Below are 14,520 nucleotides of genomic sequence, written 5' to 3' on the forward strand. Positions count from 1 at the left end.
CAACCACCTCAACCGTTACTCGAAGGAGTCCGACATGATGCAATCCGCCCTTCCCGGTCAACCGGCCACGCCGGCCCGCGCGGCCGCCGCGCTGCGCGACGCGTTCGTCAAGCTCAAGACCGAGCGCCAGCTGCGCAACCGCGACGTCGCGCAGGCGCTCGGCGTCAGCGAAGGCGAGGCGCTCGCCGCGTTCGTCGGCGAGCACGTCGTGCGGCTCGACGCGCGCTTTCCGGCGATGTTCGAGGAAATGCCGCGCCTCGGCCGCGTGATGGCGCTCACGCGCAACGATACGGCCGTCCACGAGAAGGACGGCGAATATGCGCAGATGAGCCATGACGGGCCCGTCGGCCTCGCGCTCGGCGATATCGACCTGCGCATCTTCTATCGTCACTGGGTGTCGGCGTTCGCGGTGCGCGACGAGACCGCGCACGGCCCGCTGAAGAGCCTGCAGTTCTTCGACGCGCAGGGACATGCGATTCACAAGGTCTACCTGCGCGCGCACAGCGACCACGCCGCGTACGACGCGTTCGTCGAGCGCTGGCGTGCGCCGTCGCAGGAGCCGGGACTCGAGGTCGCGGCCGCCGCGCCGAAAACGCCCGAGCGCGCCGACACCGAGATCGACGTCGCGGGTTTTCGCGCCGCGTGGGACGCGATGACCGACACGCACCAGTTCTTCGGCATCACTCAGCGCTTCGGCGTGAGCCGCATGCAGGCGCTGCGCCTCGCCGATCCGCAATACGCGTATCCGGTCGAAACCGCGCATGCGCTGCGCCACGTGCTCGAACGGGCCGCCCAGAGCGGGCAGCCGATCATGGTGTTCGTCGGCAACGCGGGGATGATCCAGATTCATACGGGCCCGGTCGCGAACGTGCGCGAGGTCGGCGCGTGGATCAACGTGCTCGACCCGGGCTTCAACCTGCACGTGCGCGAGGACCTGATCGCCGCCGCGTGGGTCGTGAAGAAGCCGACGAGCGACGGCATCGTCACGTCGCTCGAGCTGTTCGACCGGCAGGGCGACCACGTCGCGCTGCTGTTCGGCGAACGCAAGCCCGGCAAGGTCGAACGCGACGACTGGCGCGCGCTCGTCGCGACGCTGCCGGCCGCGGCACGCGGAGGCGCGCGGTGAGCGCGCGACCGTTCGATCCGCGCCGCCGCGCGATGCTGGCGGGCGCGGCGGCCGGCGCGCTCGCCGGCGCGCTGCCCGGCAGCGTGCTCGCCCAGGCTGCACCGGCTGCACCGAAGCGCGTGGTCGTGATCGGCGGCGCACTCGCGGAAACCGCGTTCGCGCTCGGCGGCGCCGAGACGCCGCGCTACCGGCTCGTCGGCGCCGACACGACCTGCACGTATCCCGATGCCGCGAAGCGTTTGCCGAAAGTCGGCTACCAGCGCGCGCTGTCGGCCGAGGGGCTGCTGTCGCTGCGGCCCGATCTCGTGCTCGCGTCGGCGGAAGCCGGCCCGCCCACCGCGATCGCGCAAGTGAAAGGCGCCGGCGTCGCGGTGACGACGTTCGACGAACGGCACGACGTCGAATCGGCCCGCGCGAAGATCACGGGCGTCGCGCAGGCGCTCGACGTGCGCGACGCGGGCACCGCGCTGCTGCAACGTTTCGACCGCGACTGGCAGGCCGCGCGTGACGCGGTCGCTGCCCGCGCGCCCGGCGGCGCGCAGCCGCCGCGCGTGCTGTTCGTGCTGAACCATACCGGCAACCAGGCGCTCGTCGCCGGCCAGCGCACGGCCGCCGACGCGATGATCCGCTACGCGGGCGCACGCAACGCGATGCAGGGTTTCGATCACTACAAGCCGCTGACGACCGAGGCGCTCGCCGCCGCCGCGCCCGACGTGGTGCTGATTTCCGACGAAGGGCTCGCGGCAGTCGGCGGGCGCGCGGCGCTGCTCGCCACGCCCGGCTTCGGCGCGACGCCGGCCGGCCGCGCGCAACGCGTCGTGTCGCTGGATGCCCTGTTCCTGCTCGGCTTCGGCCCACGCCTGCCGCTCGCCGTCACGACCCTGCACCGACGGCTGTCGGATGCACTCGCCTGATCCCGGATCGCCCCGATGCCCGCTCATGCTTCGCCCTTCCCCGCACCGTCTGCCGCGTCGCGCTCCGGCGCCGCGCGCATGGGCACATCGCGCCGCTTCGCGCCGTTCGCGCTCACCGCGCTCGCCGTTCTCGTGTGCGCGATGTCCGTCGTCGCGCTGTGCGTCGGCGCGTACCGCATTCCGCTCACGGAAGCCTGGGCCGCGCTGACCGGCGATGCCGCCGCGCAGCAGGCGCGCGCGGTGCTGCTCGACATCCGCGCGCCGCGCGTCGCGCTCGCACTGCTGGTCGGCGGCGGCTTCGGCGCGGCCGGCGCCGCGATGCAGGCACTGTTCCGCAACCCGCTCGCCGATCCGGGGCTCGTCGGCGTGTCGAGCGGCGCGGCACTCGGCGCGACCACGATGATCGTGCTCGGCCCCGCGCTGTTCGCCGCACACGCAAGTGCCGTCGCGTTGCCCGTCGCCGCGTTCGCGGGCGCGCTCGCGGTCGCCGCGCTCGTCTACCGGCTCGCCGCGGCGCGCGGCCGGCTCGCGTTGCCGCTGCTGCTGCTCGCCGGCATCGCGATCAATGCGCTGGCCGGCGCGGCGATCGGGCTGCTCACGTTCGTCGCCGACGATGCGCAGTTGCGCTCGCTGACCTTCTGGAGCCTCGGCAGCCTCGGCGGCGCGCAATGGTCCGCGCTGGCGGCCGTCGCGCCGTGCGTCGCGATCGGCTGCGTGCTGCTCGCACGCGAACGCGACGCGCTGAACGCGTTGCAGCTCGGCGAAACCGAAGCGCTGCACCTCGGCGTGCCCGTGCAGCGGCTGAAGCGGCGCGTGCTCGTTGCGGTCGCGCTCGCGGTCGGCGCGTTGGTATCGTGCGCCGGCATCATCGGCTTCATCGGGCTCGTCGCGCCGCATTGCGTGCGCCTCGCGTGCGGCCCCGACCAGCGCGTCGTGCTGCCCGGCGCCGCGCTGCTCGGCGCGTTGCTGACGCTCGCCGCCGATCTCGCCGCGCGCACGGTCGCGGCGCCGGCCGAAATTCCGCTCGGCGTGCTGACCGCGCTGCTCGGCGCACCGTTCTTTCTCGCGCTGCTGTGGAAAAGCCGCGGCGCGCTCGGCGGGTAACCCTTTCTTCACGACGACCATGCTGACCGCTCACCATCTCGACGTCGCGCGCCGCCACAACGCGATCCTCCGCGACCTGTCGCTGTCGATCGAACCGGGCCGCGTGACCGCATTGCTCGGCCGCAACGGCGCGGGCAAGAGCACGCTGCTGAAGACCTTCGCCGGCGAACTGACCGGCAGCGTCGCGCCGAACGGCGTGCGCGTGACCGGCGACATCACGCTGAACGGCGAACCGCTCGCGCGCATCGACGCGCCGCGCCTCGCGTGCCTGCGCGCGGTGCTGCCACAGGCCGCGCAACCGGCCTTTCCGTTCAGCGTCGACGAAATCGTGCTGCTCGGCCGCTATCCGCATGCGCGGCGCAGCGGCGCGACGTCGCATCACGATCGCGACATCGCGTGGCGTGCGCTCGAACGCGCGGGCGCCGACGCGCTCGTCGGCCGCGACGTCACGACGCTGTCGGGCGGCGAACTCGCGCGCGTGCAGTTCGCGCGCGTGCTCGCGCAGCTATGGCCGGACGACGACGCAACGGAGAGCGGCCCGCGCTACCTCCTGCTCGACGAACCGACCGCCGCGCTCGACCTCGCGCACCAGCACCGGCTGCTCGACACCGTGCGCTCGGTCGCGCGCGAATGGCGGCTCGGCGTGCTCGCGATCGTCCACGATCCGAACCTCGCCGCGCGGCACGCGGATACGATCGCGATGCTCGCCGACGGCACGATCGTCGCGCACGGCACGCCGCGCGACGTGATGACGCCCGCGCATATCGCGCAGTGCTACGGGTTTTCCGTGAAGATGGTGGAAACCGGCGACGGTGCGCCGCCGGTCATGGTCCCGGCGTGACGCCGAGGGCGCATGCCGGGCGACCGCTTCCCCGTTGTCTCCCGGTTGTCTCCCGGCCTTCGATCGGCACGCCCGGCTTTCAGGCAATCTCATTCGCGCTTCGCGCATCCCGTTCGAGGAAACCCCATGCCGCTTCCGATGACCCGCATCATCCTGTACGTCCAGGACGTCACGCTGCTGAAGGCGTTCTATCAACGCCATTTCGATCTGCCTGTCATCGAGGAAATAGACGGTGAATGGGCGGTGCTCGACGCGGGTGCGATCGAACTCGCCCTGCATCTGGCGGGCCCGGCGTTCCGCCACGCGGCCGCGCCGTCGAATGCGAACCCCGCGACGAACAACGTGAAGCTCGTCTTCCGGATCGACGCCGACATCGACGCGCATCGCGACCGTCTCGCGCGCGACGGCGTCACCGTGCGCCACGTCAAGCGCTTCGACGGATTCCCGTACCGGCTGCTCGACGGCATCGATCCGGAAGGCAATGTCTTCCAGGTGATGCAGCCGGACTGAACGCCACTTCGCCACCGCGCCGCCGCGCGTCAATGCCCGACGTCGGCCGCGCCGAAGGTCCGCATCTTCCACCCGAGCCGCACGGCCAGCATCCGCATCGAAAAACCGGCCGCCAGCGCGACCACGGTCGCCGCGCCCGCATCGACCGCGAGATGCTGCATCCCGACGTACAACGCGCCCGTCACGAACGCGACGCTCGCGTACAGTTCCTCGCGCAGGATCAGCGGCATCTCGTTGCACAGCAGGTCACGCAGCATCCCGCCGCACACGCCGGTGATCGCGCCGGCCAGCACGACGATGATCGGCGCGGCGCCGGTCGACGCGCCGATGTCGCAGCCGATGATCGTGAACGCGGCGAGGCCGATCGCGTCGACGGTGACGAACAGCGCCTTCATTCGCGCGACATGCCGGGCGGCCCACGATGCGACGGTTGCCGCGGCGAGCGTGATCACCAGGTATTCGGGATGCGCGATCCAGCCGAGCGGATAGTGGCCGAGCAACACGTCGCGCACGGTGCCGCCGCCGAGCGCCGTGACCGCGCCGACGAGCGCGAGCCCGAAGCGGTCCATCCCGCGCCGCATGCCCATCAGCGCACCCGACATCGCTTCCGCGACGATCGCAATCAGATAAAGCGTATGCATGGTGCGCGTCAGTCGTCGGTACGGAACAGGTCGAGCACGCGTTCGCGCTCGGCCGCGTCGACGGCCGCGGGCATCGGCTCGTCGGGTTTGCCGCTGCCGGCCGGCGCATCGGAGGCGTCCTGTGCCGCCGCGCCGCCGCAGGCGAAACGGCTGCGGATGTACGGCGGCACGTCGGCCGTGCACGTGCCGCGCGTGTATTCGGCGTAGACGAAATCGCCGTCGACGAGCGCGACGTCCTGCGGCGGCGTCGCATCGACCGGCGTGCGTCCGTCGACGGCCGTCTTCATGTAGTCGAGCCAGACCGGCAGCGCCAGCGTCGCGCCGGTCGCGCGCCCCATCGGGCGCGGCGTGTCGTAGCCGAGCCACGCGACCGCGACGATGCCCGACGAGTAGCCGGCGAACCACACATCCTTCGACCCGTTCGACGTGCCCGTCTTGCCGGCCGCGTCGTCGCGGCGCAGCGCGAGCGCGCCGCGCGCGGTGCCGGCCTTCACGACGTCGCGCAGCATGCTGTCCATCAAGAACGCGTTACGCGCCGACACGACGCGCGCACCTTCCGGCGTCGTGGCCTCGTACATCGCGCCGCCGTGGCGCTGCTTCACCGACAGGATCAGGCGCGGCTCCATTCGCGTCCCGCCGTTCGCGAACACGCTGTACGCGCTCGCGAGTTCGAGCGGCGTCACCGCGCCCGCGCCGAGCGCGAGCGGCAGCGACGCCGGATTGCGCTGCGCGTCGAAACCGAAATGCACCGCGTGCTGCTGCACGTAGCGCGCGTCGGTGGCCTGCATCAGGCTGACCGCGACCAGGTTCTTCGAGCGCACGAGCCCGCGCCGCACCGGGATGAAACCCTCGTAGCGGTTGCCGAAATTGCGCGGACGCCACGGCCGCGCGCCGGTTTCCTCATGGGTGAGCGTGCGCTGCGTATCGTCGACGAGTACACCCGGGAAGTAGCCCTTTTCCAGCGCGGCCGAATAGACGAACGGCTTGAAGCTCGAACCCGGCTGGCGATACGCCTGCAGCGCATGGTCGAACACGTTGCGATTGAAATCCGCGCCGCCGACGAGCGCGAGCATGTCGCCGGTGGCCGCATCGAGCGACACGAGCGCGCCTTCGAGCCCGTTGCGCGCATCGCGCTTCGCGCCCGGCTGCCGGCTCAGCTGACGCTGCAGCGCGGCTTCGCCCGCGCGCTGGTCGCGCATCGAGATCGTCGTCGTCACGTCGAGGCCGAGCGTATAGGCGTCGTCGTGAAAACGCTCGACCATCATCCGGCGCGCGCGCTCGGCGACGTACGGCGCGGCGACGATCCCGGGCGGCGGCGTGGTCGCCAGCGCGATCGGCGCGTCGACGGCCGCACGGTACGTCGCGTCGTCGAGCTGGCCGAGTGCATGCATCCGCCCGAGCACGTAGTTGCGCCGCGCGGTCGCGCGCGCCGGATTGACGACCGGGTTGAACGCGGACGGCGCCTTCGGCAGCCCCGCGAGCACGGCCGCCTCGCCCGCGTTCAGCGCGTCGAGCGGCTTGCCGAAATACACGTTCGCCGCCGCCGCGAAACCGTATGCACGCTCACCCAGGTAGATCTCGTTCATGTACAGCTCGAGCAGCTTGTCCTTGCTGTATTCGCGTTCGAGCTTGGCCGCCATCAGGATCTCGGCGAGCTTGCGGCTCAGCACCTTGTCGCGCGTCAGGTAGAAGTTGCGCGCGACCTGCATCGTAATCGTGCTGCCGCCCTGCCCCGGCTGCCCCGTCACGACGTTCGCGAACGTCGCGCGCGCGAGGCCGCCGACATCCACCGCGCCGTGCTGATAGAACTTCGCATCCTCGGCCGCGAGCAGCGCGTGCCGCATCAGCGGCGGGATGCGTTCGAGCGGCACGAACTCGCGCCGCTCGACGCCGTATTCGGCGAGCAGGTCGCCGTCGCGCGAGAAGATCCGCAGCGGCAGCGCGGGACGATAGACGGCGAGGTGCTCGACGGACGGCAGCTGCGTCCAGATGCGATGGATCGTCCATGCGCCGATGCCCGCGCACGCGAGCGTCAGGCCGAGCAGCGCGCCCGCGAGCGTGCGCCATGCACGACGGCGGCGCGGCGGCGGCACGGGCGGCGGAGGGGATGCGGTGTGGTCGGTCATGTCGGGCTCCTTCTTCGATGCTGCGACGGCCGGCGCGCGATATGCACCGACCGGTCACGAAAGGCGCGCATTGTCGAAGGGATCGCGCGAAACCGGAACATTCTTTAGCCAAAGTTTGGCAGGCTAAATTTTATTTAGGAAAGTGCGTCGGGCCGCTCACGTCGATCATGCGGGCACGTCAAACACGGCCGGGAAAACCACGCTGCGCGCGATCCGTTTCGCCTGTAGCATCGTGGGATGTTCGATCGATACCTCGCCCTGTGGGGCCTCGTACCCGACGGCGGCCCGATCCTGACCGCGAGCGGCGGCCTGTTGCCCGTTCTCTGGCAGGCGCGGCCTGCGATGCTGAAGGTCGCCACCTGCGACGAAGAGCGCCGCGGCAACGCGCTGATGACGTGGTGGAACGGGCACGGCGCGGCGCAGGTGTGGCGGCACGACAGCGACGCGATCCTGCTCGAGCGCGCGCAGCCCGCGCCGTCGCTGGCCCAATTGTCCGCATCGGGTCACGACGACGACACGATGCGCATCGCATGCGGCGTCGTCGCCCGGCTGCACGCGCATCGCGCGCCGGAGCCGGTTTCGGTCGTGCCGTTGCGCGACTGGTTCCGTTCGCTGCTGTCGGATGACGTCGGCAACGACGTGCTGCATCGCTCGGCAACGATCGCGCGCGAGCTGCTGGCCGGGCCGCCCGTCGACGAAGTCGTCCTGCACGGCGACATCCATCACGACAACATTCTTCATTTCGGCGATCGCGGCTGGCTCGCGATCGACCCGAAAGGGTTGCGCGGCGATCGTGCGTTCGACTACGCGAACCTGTTCTGCAATCCCGCGCACGAGATCGCGGCCGATCCGGCGCGCTTCACGCAACGCGTCGTGTGCGTGGCCGATGCCGCGCGACTCGATCGCCGTCGGCTGCTGAAGTGGATTCTCGCGTGGGCGGGCCTGTCGGCCGTGTGGCTGATGGAGGATGACCTGCCGCCCGACACGCGGTTGCAGGTTGCGCAACTCGCGGCAATCGCGCTCGGTCTGTAGCGGTACGCACCGGCCATGAAAACGGGGCCGGTAACGCACGCCCGCTGATGGACGGTCGCGCCCGGTGCATCATGCTCGAGCGTCAATCACTGCATGAGCCAGGCCGACGCTGCCGTGAACCAATTATTTTGGCGTCTGATACATTCGATTCGCATCCATTTCCGGGACACGTCATGAAACTTCGGACCGTTTATTTGAAGGTGAGTGATATGGAGACGTCCACTTCTTTCTGGGAGCGGCTACTTGGATACGCACCGCTCAAGCGGTCCGGCAAGTGGACCGAATTCATGATCGGCACAAACAGACTGGGCCTTTTGTTAAACGATTTCGGAGACGAGATAAAAGGTAGCGGCTCCGTCCCTGTCTTTGAGTTCGAAGAAAAGGCGCTTCACGAATTCGTGAAGCGGGCAACAGAAAACGGAGCCTCCATCGTGATGGACGGATTGAAGATCGAGTCCATGAAAAGCATTGTATTGAGCAGCCCCGACGGACACGAGTTCGAGCTTTGCATGTGCCGCGACTAGCCCGCGGCGTTCCACTTCATCGCACGTCCTGCGAACGACCGCTTGGCGGCGACGAAGGGTCGTTGCAAGAGTTGCGACGAATGTCGATCACGCAAGCCGGCCGGGTGGTCGCTTCGATCCGCTCACCTGCCCAACAGCTTCATGCACCGGCATCCGACATGAGCAAACGCCACGTCAGGCGTTTTCGCCCATCGTCAGGATGATCTTTCCGACGTTCACGGCCGACTCCATCCGTCGATGGGCAGCCGCGGCATCGGCGAGAGGAAACACGCTGTCGACGACCGGTTCCAGGCCCGCCCCTCCCGCAAAGCGGTCCAGCCAATGTTCACGAAACCGCCGGACCATCGCGTGTTTCTCGCGCTGGTCGCGCGACTTCATCACCGTGCCGATGATTTGCAGATGACGGTACAGGATCTGCTCGAGGCCCACGCTCACGTCACCGCCCCCACCCAGAATGCCGACCTGCACCAGCCGTCCTCCGTTTGCGAGCGATGCGATGTTCCGCGCGAAATACGGTGCACCGACGAAGTCGATAACCACGTCGACACCGCGCTTGTCTGTCTTGTCGGCGATGACTTCCGCGAAGTCCTGCGTCTTGTAGTCGATCGCATGGTCCACACCCAGTTGAACGATCCGTTCCAGCTTCGAAGCTTCGGCGGTCGCGAATATCGTCGCGCCGGTTGCGTAGGCCAGCTGGACTGCCGCGGAACCCACTCCGCCCGCCGCCGCGTGAACCAGCACCGAATCGCCATGCTGCAACCGGCCAAGATGCAACAACGCTTCGTGCGCAGTGACGAAGACTTCCGGTATCGCCGCCGCGTGCACGTAGTCGATCGTTGCGGGAATGGGCATCGCCATTCTCCAGTCGATGCGCGCCAGTTCTGCATAGGCCCCGCCGCCCACTACGCCCATGACACGATCGCCGACCTTGTAACCCTGAACGGAAGGTCCGGTCTCGATCACCTCGCCGGCGATTTCGAGCCCCATGATCGTCGAGTCGCCGAAGTTCGGCCGGCCGTATCCTCCTCGCCGATGCGTAAGATCCGCGCGATTCACGCCTGCGGCATGGACGCGCACCAGCAGATCGTCGGGACGAACTTCGGGAGCCTGGACCTCGGCGAGCTGGAGAACCTCGGCCTCGCCGAATTCGCTGAACGTGATGGCTTTCATTTCACACCTTCCTGCGTCGTGGATGAATGGCCGGCGACATCGTCGGACCGAGGTTGCGCGCCAAGCGTTGCCTGCGCCGCGGCGGATGCCGAGATCGCCGCGGGAAACCCCGCATAGAACGCGAGGTGAGTGATGGCCGCCGACAGCTCTTCCCGCGTGACACCGTTCGTCACGGCACGACGCAGGTGCGCCGGCAACTCGTCGAGATGGCCGCCCGCGATCAGCGCGGCGACGGTCACGAGGCTGCGGTCGCGCGGCGACAGCGCCGGGTCGTTCCAGATGCGCGGATAGAGCGTGTCGTCGACGAATGCCGAGAGCGTCGGCGTAAAGGCGCGTGCGGCTTCCCGCGGGCTGCTGAAATCTGCGTGAGACATGTCGGTGCTCCCTTTAAACCTGGCTGATGAATTTGCGTGTCAGGTAATACTCGATGCCCTCGGCGCCGCCTTCCGAACCATGGCCGCTTTCCTTCATGCCGCCAAACGGGAGTTCGGTCGAGACGATGCGGTACTGGTTGATGCCGATCATGCCGGCTTCGAGACCGTCTGCCACATCGATGGCCGTGCGCGCACTGCTCGTGAACGCATAGGCGGAGAGCCCGTACGGCAACCGGTTCGCTTCGGCGAGCCCGTCGGCGAGCGCATCGAAGCGCATCAGCACCGCGATCGGGCCGAACGGCTCTTCGTGCATCACGCGCGCGTCCTTCGGTACGTCGGCCAGCACCGTGGGCTCGAAGAAGTACCCTTCGCCGTCGATGCGCTTTCCGCCGGCGAGAACCGTTGCGCCACGTTCCACCGCATCGGCGATGAGTTCCTCCATCTTGGCGAGCTGGCGCGGATTGGCCAGCGGCCCGACCTGCGTGCCCGCATCCATGCCGTTCCCGACCTTGAGCGCGTTGGCGGCACGCACGAAGTGCCCGACGAACGCGTCGTAGACTTCGCGCTGGATCAGGAAGCGCGTCGACGAGATGCAGATCTGGCCCGTCCCGCGAAAGCGGTTCGCCGCGCCTTCGACCGCGGCCCTCTCGACATCCGCATCGTTGAATACGAGGACGGGCCCGTGGCCGCCCAGCTCCAGCGTGATGGGTTTGACGCCTTCGGCTGCGCGCGCCGACAGCAGACGGCCGATCGGCACCGAGCCCGTGAACGTCACCTTCCGGATGACCGGGGAAGCGATCAGGTGCTTCGACACCTCGTCGGGCACGCCGAACACGACTTGAAGCACGCCCTTCGGCAAACCGGCGTCGTCCAGTGCGCGTGCCAGCGCGAGCGCCGTTGCGGGGCTTTCCTCGCCGGGTTTGATGATGACGCTGCACCCGGCGGCGAGTGCGGCGGACAGCTTGCGCGCCGGGGTAATCGCCGGAAAATTCCACGGCGTGAAGGCGGCGACAGGCCCGATCGCCTGTTTCTTCACGAGCTGTTGCACACCCGGACGGTTGGACGGCACCACGCGGCCGTCGATACGACGCGCCTCTTCGGCGAACCATTCGAAATAGTCGGCGGCCCGCAGGACTTCGTCGCGGCTTTCCGCCAGCGGTTTGCCTTCCTCGAGCGTCATGACGGTCGCGATGTGCTCGGCGCGCTCGCGCATCAGCTCCGCCCCGCGCTTGAGAATGCGCGCGCGTTCGGCCGGCACGGTGTTGCGCCAGACGTCGAACGCCTGCGCGGCGACCTGCAGGGCGCGATCCAGGTCGGCTGCCGTCGCCAGCGGCACGCGCCCGATCTCGATTTGCGTGGCGGGATTGATCACCGGCGCCGTTTCGCGTTCGCTCGCGCCGATCCATTCGCCGTTGATGAAAAGGTGAAGTGCGTCGTAACTGATGTCCATGGCATTGCCTTCTATGGTTAGGAATACGATTCAATATGTGTTCGCCGCGAGCCGGATAGGGGAACCGCGCCACGCCGTGTCGGGCCGAGCTCGGGTTTCAAACGTCCGTGTTCTGACTGCCTGACTTCGGGACCCAGTCTAGGGGTGAAGCCGGCGGCAACTTAGAGGGGCCGGAAAGAATGAATCTTGTCTCGGGAGAGAAAATCCCCTGCCGGCATGAAGGCATATTGAAAGGATGCGCAAAAACGACACGCTCTTGCGCGCTGACTGCATGGAACAGGCACGCGCTCTATGATCACTGGCTCGCGCGGGCCGAAACGCAGCGATTCGACGAAAAATTCAAAACCAGGGTGCGTAATGGACAAGGTTCACACCATGTCGGTGTTTGCGAAAGTGGTCGAGATGGGCAGTTTCACGGCTGTCGCAAACCACCTCGATACGACGGTCGGCAACATTTCCCGAGCGGTCTCGGTACTCGAGGACAATCTCAATACGCGGTTGCTGCAGCGCTCGACGCGACGGCTCGTGGTCACCGATGCGGGGCGACGTTTTTACGAGCGCAGCGTTGCGATCCTGTCGGACATCGAGCGGGCAGAAGCGGAAGCCCGCGATGCGCTCCTGGAGCCGCGCGGTGTATTACGCGTGCACGCGGTTCCCGGATTGGGTCGTCGACTGGTTTCGCAAGCCGTGCTGGCCTATCGAAGCGCATACCCGGAAGTATCGGTCGATCTCATGCTGTCGCAGCGAATGCCGAATCTGCTGGAAGAGCAGCTCGACGTGGCGATCGTGATTGCGCGCACCCTGCCGGACTCGGCGTATGTGAGCCAGAAGATCGGTGCAAGCCACTGCGTTCTGGCGGCATCGCCCGATTATCTGGCACGGCATCCGGCTCCCGAATGCGTGGAAGATCTCGCCGATCACACGTGTGTGCTCCTCAGCACGGTCGATTACGCACCCGACGAGTGGCATCTGCAAGGCAGGGCCGGTGACGCGGTGTATCGTCCGACGGGATCGTACTTCGGTGTCAACGACATGGATGCCATGTCCACTGTGCTGCAGGAAGGCGCCGGAATCGGGCTGATCGCCGCATTCTCGGCAATCGACGATTTGCGTAAAGGATCGCTCGTTCGTGTCCTGCCTCAATTCCACACCGCTCAGCGCAACGTGTATGCGATGTATTCGTCCCGTCAGTTCGTCGACGCGAAAATCAAGCGGTTCATCGATGTACTGAAGGTGCGGGTAGGTGACCAGTTGAATGCGTATGCGGAGGAGCTCGCCATCACGGTCTCATGAGCCACTTCGCGGTCGGCATGGGTATCCGGTTTCGCGGTGCCGCCCTCCTCGCATTGAGCGTATGCGGTTGTGACACTGCCAATACGTCGGATCGACGAATCCGCATACCGTGCCGCTCGTGCCGGACTCGATGTGTCACGACCGGTTCCCGATCCATTGCAGCCGTTCGCCGACGTTCCGCCAGCGGCGTATACGGCAATGCGCTGGCCGTTGGTGCCCTGACAGCGTTGGGTGACGCGTACTCGCATACGAGTCGTTACCGTATCCCCAACAGGCGCAATTTCAGGCCTCCTGGCGCTTGCGGCCTCATGTCTCTTCGAAGATCGCGCGCGACGCCTTCGCACGGTGCGGGTTCGGATTCGGGTTGTGGTACAGCTTCTCCGCTGACGTTCCGCCCCACGAAGCGCGCGAAAAAAAACCGCCGGCTTCCACCGGCGGCCTTTCTTGTCCGACTTGCGCGGCGCTTCAGCGCGCCGGATTCAGCGTCAGGTTCATGTGACGGTTCACGTCTTTGTACAGCAGGTAGCGGAAGCGGCCAGGGCCGCCCGAATAGCATGCCTGCGGGCAGAACGCGCGCAGCCACATGAAATCGCCCGCTTCGACCTCGACCCAGTCCTGGTTCAGGCGATAGACGGCCTTGCCTTCGAGCACGTACAGCCCGTGCTCCATCACGTGCGTTTCAGCGAACGGAATCACGCCGCCCGGTTCGAACGTCACGATGTTCACGTGCATGTCGTGGCGCATGTCGCTCATGTCGACGAAGCGCGTCGTCACCCATGCGCCGTTGGTACCCGGCATCGGGATCGGCTCGACGTCCTGCTCGTTGGTCACGAATGCTTCCGGCAGCGGAATGCCGTCGACGGCCTGGTAATGCTTGCGCACCCAGTGGAAACGCACCGCGGCATCGCTGACGTTGTACAGCGTCCAGTCGGCGCCCGGCGGAATGAACGCGTAGCCGCCCGGCTTCAGCACGTGCTTCGTGCCCTGCAGCGTCAGCTCGGCTTCGCCTTCGACGACGAACAGCACGGCTTCGGCGTTCTTGTCCTGCTCGGGCTTGTCGCTGCCGCCGCCCGGGTTCACTTCGACGATGTACTGCGAGAAGGTTTCCGCGAAACCCGACAGCGGGCGGGCGATCACCCACAGGCGCGTGTTCGTCCAGAACGGCAGCCAGCTCGTGACGATGTCGCGCATCACACCCTTCGGGATCACCGCGTACGCCTCGGTGAACATCGCGCGATCGGTCAGCAGATCGGTCTGCGGCGGGTGGCCGCCGTGCGGCGCGTAATACGTTGTCTTAGACATAGTGCATCCAGGCAATGGGTTGGTCCGGCCCCGGGCGCCAACGGCATCGGCGACACGCATGCGCGTGGGGCGCGCATGCGGCGGCGGGACATCGTTGCCGGGGTGGCTTGAAG

General features: G+C 67.6%; 14 protein-coding genes and 1 pseudogene. 9 read left to right on the forward strand and 6 right to left on the reverse strand.

Annotated features, from left to right (window positions below; translation table 11 throughout):
• Nucleotides 1-34 precede the first annotated feature (34 nt).
• The 5 genes from DPV79_RS13585 to DPV79_RS13605 all read left to right on the forward strand — a co-directional run bounded on the left by DPV79_RS13585 (nt 35) and on the right by DPV79_RS13605 (nt 4,495).
• Nucleotides 35-1,126 (forward strand): hemin-degrading factor, encoded by a 1,092-nt coding sequence (locus tag DPV79_RS13585; protein WP_059863790.1) that lies wholly within the window; start codon nt 35-37, stop codon nt 1,124-1,126.
• Nucleotides 1,123-2,040 carry a heme/hemin ABC transporter substrate-binding protein gene (locus tag DPV79_RS13590; protein ID WP_059621796.1) on the forward strand — a complete coding sequence of 306 codons (918 nt, stop codon included), beginning with the start codon at nt 1,123-1,125 and terminating at the stop codon, nt 2,038-2,040. Before DPV79_RS13585 ends, DPV79_RS13590 begins: the two co-directional genes overlap by 4 nt.
• Nucleotides 2,041-2,055: 15 nt before the next feature.
• Nucleotides 2,056-3,144, forward strand: coding sequence for a FecCD family ABC transporter permease (locus DPV79_RS13595; RefSeq protein WP_113045631.1), 1,089 nt, complete (start codon nt 2,056-2,058; stop codon nt 3,142-3,144).
• Nucleotides 3,145-3,163: 19 nt separating this feature from the next.
• Nucleotides 3,164-3,985, forward strand: coding sequence for a heme ABC transporter ATP-binding protein (locus DPV79_RS13600; RefSeq protein WP_060303295.1), 822 nt, complete (start codon nt 3,164-3,166; stop codon nt 3,983-3,985).
• Between the two features lie 126 nt (nt 3,986-4,111).
• A complete protein-coding gene (locus tag DPV79_RS13605; RefSeq protein ID WP_113045632.1) occupies nt 4,112-4,495 on the forward strand; it encodes a VOC family protein in 384 nt (127 codons plus the stop codon).
• Nucleotides 4,496-4,524: 29 nt separating this feature from the next.
• Here the strand turns inward: DPV79_RS13605 and DPV79_RS13610 are convergent, their stop codons facing one another.
• Nucleotides 4,525-5,136, reverse strand: coding sequence for a trimeric intracellular cation channel family protein (locus DPV79_RS13610; RefSeq protein ID WP_113045633.1), 612 nt, complete (start codon nt 5,134-5,136; stop codon nt 4,525-4,527).
• 8 nt (nt 5,137-5,144) lie between these two features.
• Nucleotides 5,145-7,262, reverse strand: coding sequence for a penicillin-binding protein 1A (locus tag DPV79_RS13615; RefSeq protein WP_113045634.1), 2,118 nt, complete (start codon nt 7,260-7,262; stop codon nt 5,145-5,147).
• Between the two features lie 237 nt (nt 7,263-7,499).
• On the opposite strand from DPV79_RS13615, the gene DPV79_RS13620 reads away from it, so the two are divergent.
• Both DPV79_RS13620 and DPV79_RS13625 read left to right on the forward strand, forming a co-directional pair.
• A complete protein-coding gene (locus DPV79_RS13620; protein ID WP_113045635.1) occupies nt 7,500-8,294 on the forward strand; it encodes an aminoglycoside phosphotransferase family protein in 795 nt (264 codons plus the stop codon).
• 173 nt (nt 8,295-8,467) lie between these two features.
• Nucleotides 8,468-8,818, forward strand: a complete 351-nt coding sequence (locus DPV79_RS13625; protein ID WP_113045636.1) for a VOC family protein — start codon at nt 8,468-8,470, stop codon at nt 8,816-8,818.
• 174 nt (nt 8,819-8,992) lie between these two features.
• Here the strand turns inward: DPV79_RS13625 and DPV79_RS13630 are convergent, their stop codons facing one another.
• Genes DPV79_RS13630 through DPV79_RS13640 form a run of 3 tightly spaced genes read right to left on the reverse strand, consistent with a single transcriptional unit; the run spans nt 8,993 to nt 11,812 of the window.
• Nucleotides 8,993-9,988, reverse strand: coding sequence for an NAD(P)H-quinone oxidoreductase (locus tag DPV79_RS13630; RefSeq protein WP_059590953.1), 996 nt, complete (start codon nt 9,986-9,988; stop codon nt 8,993-8,995).
• Entirely contained in the window at nt 9,985-10,362 is a 378-nt protein-coding gene (locus DPV79_RS13635) for a carboxymuconolactone decarboxylase family protein (protein ID WP_021164021.1), read from the reverse strand. The genes DPV79_RS13630 and DPV79_RS13635 overlap by 4 nt, the downstream gene beginning before the upstream one ends.
• Before the next feature lie 13 nt (nt 10,363-10,375).
• The gene (locus tag DPV79_RS13640; protein WP_113045637.1) at nt 10,376-11,812 is read right to left on the reverse strand and encodes an NAD-dependent succinate-semialdehyde dehydrogenase; all 1,437 of its coding nucleotides are present in this window, start codon (nt 11,810-11,812) and stop codon (nt 10,376-10,378) included.
• A 357-nt stretch (nt 11,813-12,169) separates the two neighbouring features.
• Between DPV79_RS13640 and DPV79_RS13645 the strand changes: the two genes are divergently transcribed.
• Both DPV79_RS13645 and DPV79_RS43320 read left to right on the forward strand, forming a co-directional pair.
• A complete protein-coding gene (locus DPV79_RS13645; protein ID WP_059487527.1) occupies nt 12,170-13,105 on the forward strand; it encodes a LysR family transcriptional regulator in 936 nt (311 codons plus the stop codon).
• Nucleotides 13,106-13,296: 191 nt separating this feature from the next.
• Nucleotides 13,297-13,492, forward strand: a pseudogene (locus DPV79_RS43320) (hypothetical protein); the annotation flags it as partial.
• 78 nt (nt 13,493-13,570) lie between these two features.
• Here the strand turns inward: DPV79_RS43320 and DPV79_RS13655 are convergent.
• The gene (locus DPV79_RS13655) at nt 13,571-14,407 is read right to left on the reverse strand and encodes a bifunctional allantoicase/(S)-ureidoglycine aminohydrolase (protein WP_113045638.1); all 837 of its coding nucleotides are present in this window, start codon (nt 14,405-14,407) and stop codon (nt 13,571-13,573) included.
• Between the last annotated feature and the right edge of the window lie 113 nt (nt 14,408-14,520).

Origin of the sequence: Burkholderia reimsis (genome assembly GCF_003294055.1) — a bacterium.
Taxonomy (GTDB): domain Bacteria; phylum Pseudomonadota; class Gammaproteobacteria; order Burkholderiales; family Burkholderiaceae; genus Burkholderia; species Burkholderia cepacia.

What these genes read in the sequence shown, in the direction of transcription:
- DPV79_RS13615 (WP_113045634.1), bottom strand. Translation starts at nt 7,262, where the DNA reads ATGACCGACCACACCGCATCCCCTCCGCCGCCCGTGCCGCCGCCGCGC.
- DPV79_RS13610 (WP_113045633.1), bottom strand. Translation starts at nt 5,136, where the DNA reads ATGCATACGCTTTATCTGATTGCGATCGTCGCGGAAGCGATGTCGGGT.
- DPV79_RS13595 (WP_113045631.1), top strand. Translation starts at nt 2,056, where the DNA reads ATGCCCGCTCATGCTTCGCCCTTCCCCGCACCGTCTGCCGCGTCGCGC.
- DPV79_RS13600 (WP_060303295.1), top strand. Translation starts at nt 3,164, where the DNA reads ATGCTGACCGCTCACCATCTCGACGTCGCGCGCCGCCACAACGCGATC.
- DPV79_RS13585 (WP_059863790.1), top strand. Translation starts at nt 35, where the DNA reads ATGATGCAATCCGCCCTTCCCGGTCAACCGGCCACGCCGGCCCGCGCG.
- DPV79_RS13620 (WP_113045635.1), top strand. Translation starts at nt 7,500, where the DNA reads ATGTTCGATCGATACCTCGCCCTGTGGGGCCTCGTACCCGACGGCGGC.
- DPV79_RS13630 (WP_059590953.1), bottom strand. Translation starts at nt 9,988, where the DNA reads ATGAAAGCCATCACGTTCAGCGAATTCGGCGAGGCCGAGGTTCTCCAG.
- DPV79_RS13635 (WP_021164021.1), bottom strand. Translation starts at nt 10,362, where the DNA reads ATGTCTCACGCAGATTTCAGCAGCCCGCGGGAAGCCGCACGCGCCTTT.
- DPV79_RS13625 (WP_113045636.1), top strand. Translation starts at nt 8,468, where the DNA reads ATGAAACTTCGGACCGTTTATTTGAAGGTGAGTGATATGGAGACGTCC.
- DPV79_RS13605 (WP_113045632.1), top strand. Translation starts at nt 4,112, where the DNA reads ATGCCGCTTCCGATGACCCGCATCATCCTGTACGTCCAGGACGTCACG.
- DPV79_RS13645 (WP_059487527.1), top strand. Translation starts at nt 12,170, where the DNA reads ATGGACAAGGTTCACACCATGTCGGTGTTTGCGAAAGTGGTCGAGATG.
- DPV79_RS13655 (WP_113045638.1), bottom strand. Translation starts at nt 14,407, where the DNA reads ATGTCTAAGACAACGTATTACGCGCCGCACGGCGGCCACCCGCCGCAG.
- DPV79_RS13640 (WP_113045637.1), bottom strand. Translation starts at nt 11,812, where the DNA reads ATGGACATCAGTTACGACGCACTTCACCTTTTCATCAACGGCGAATGG.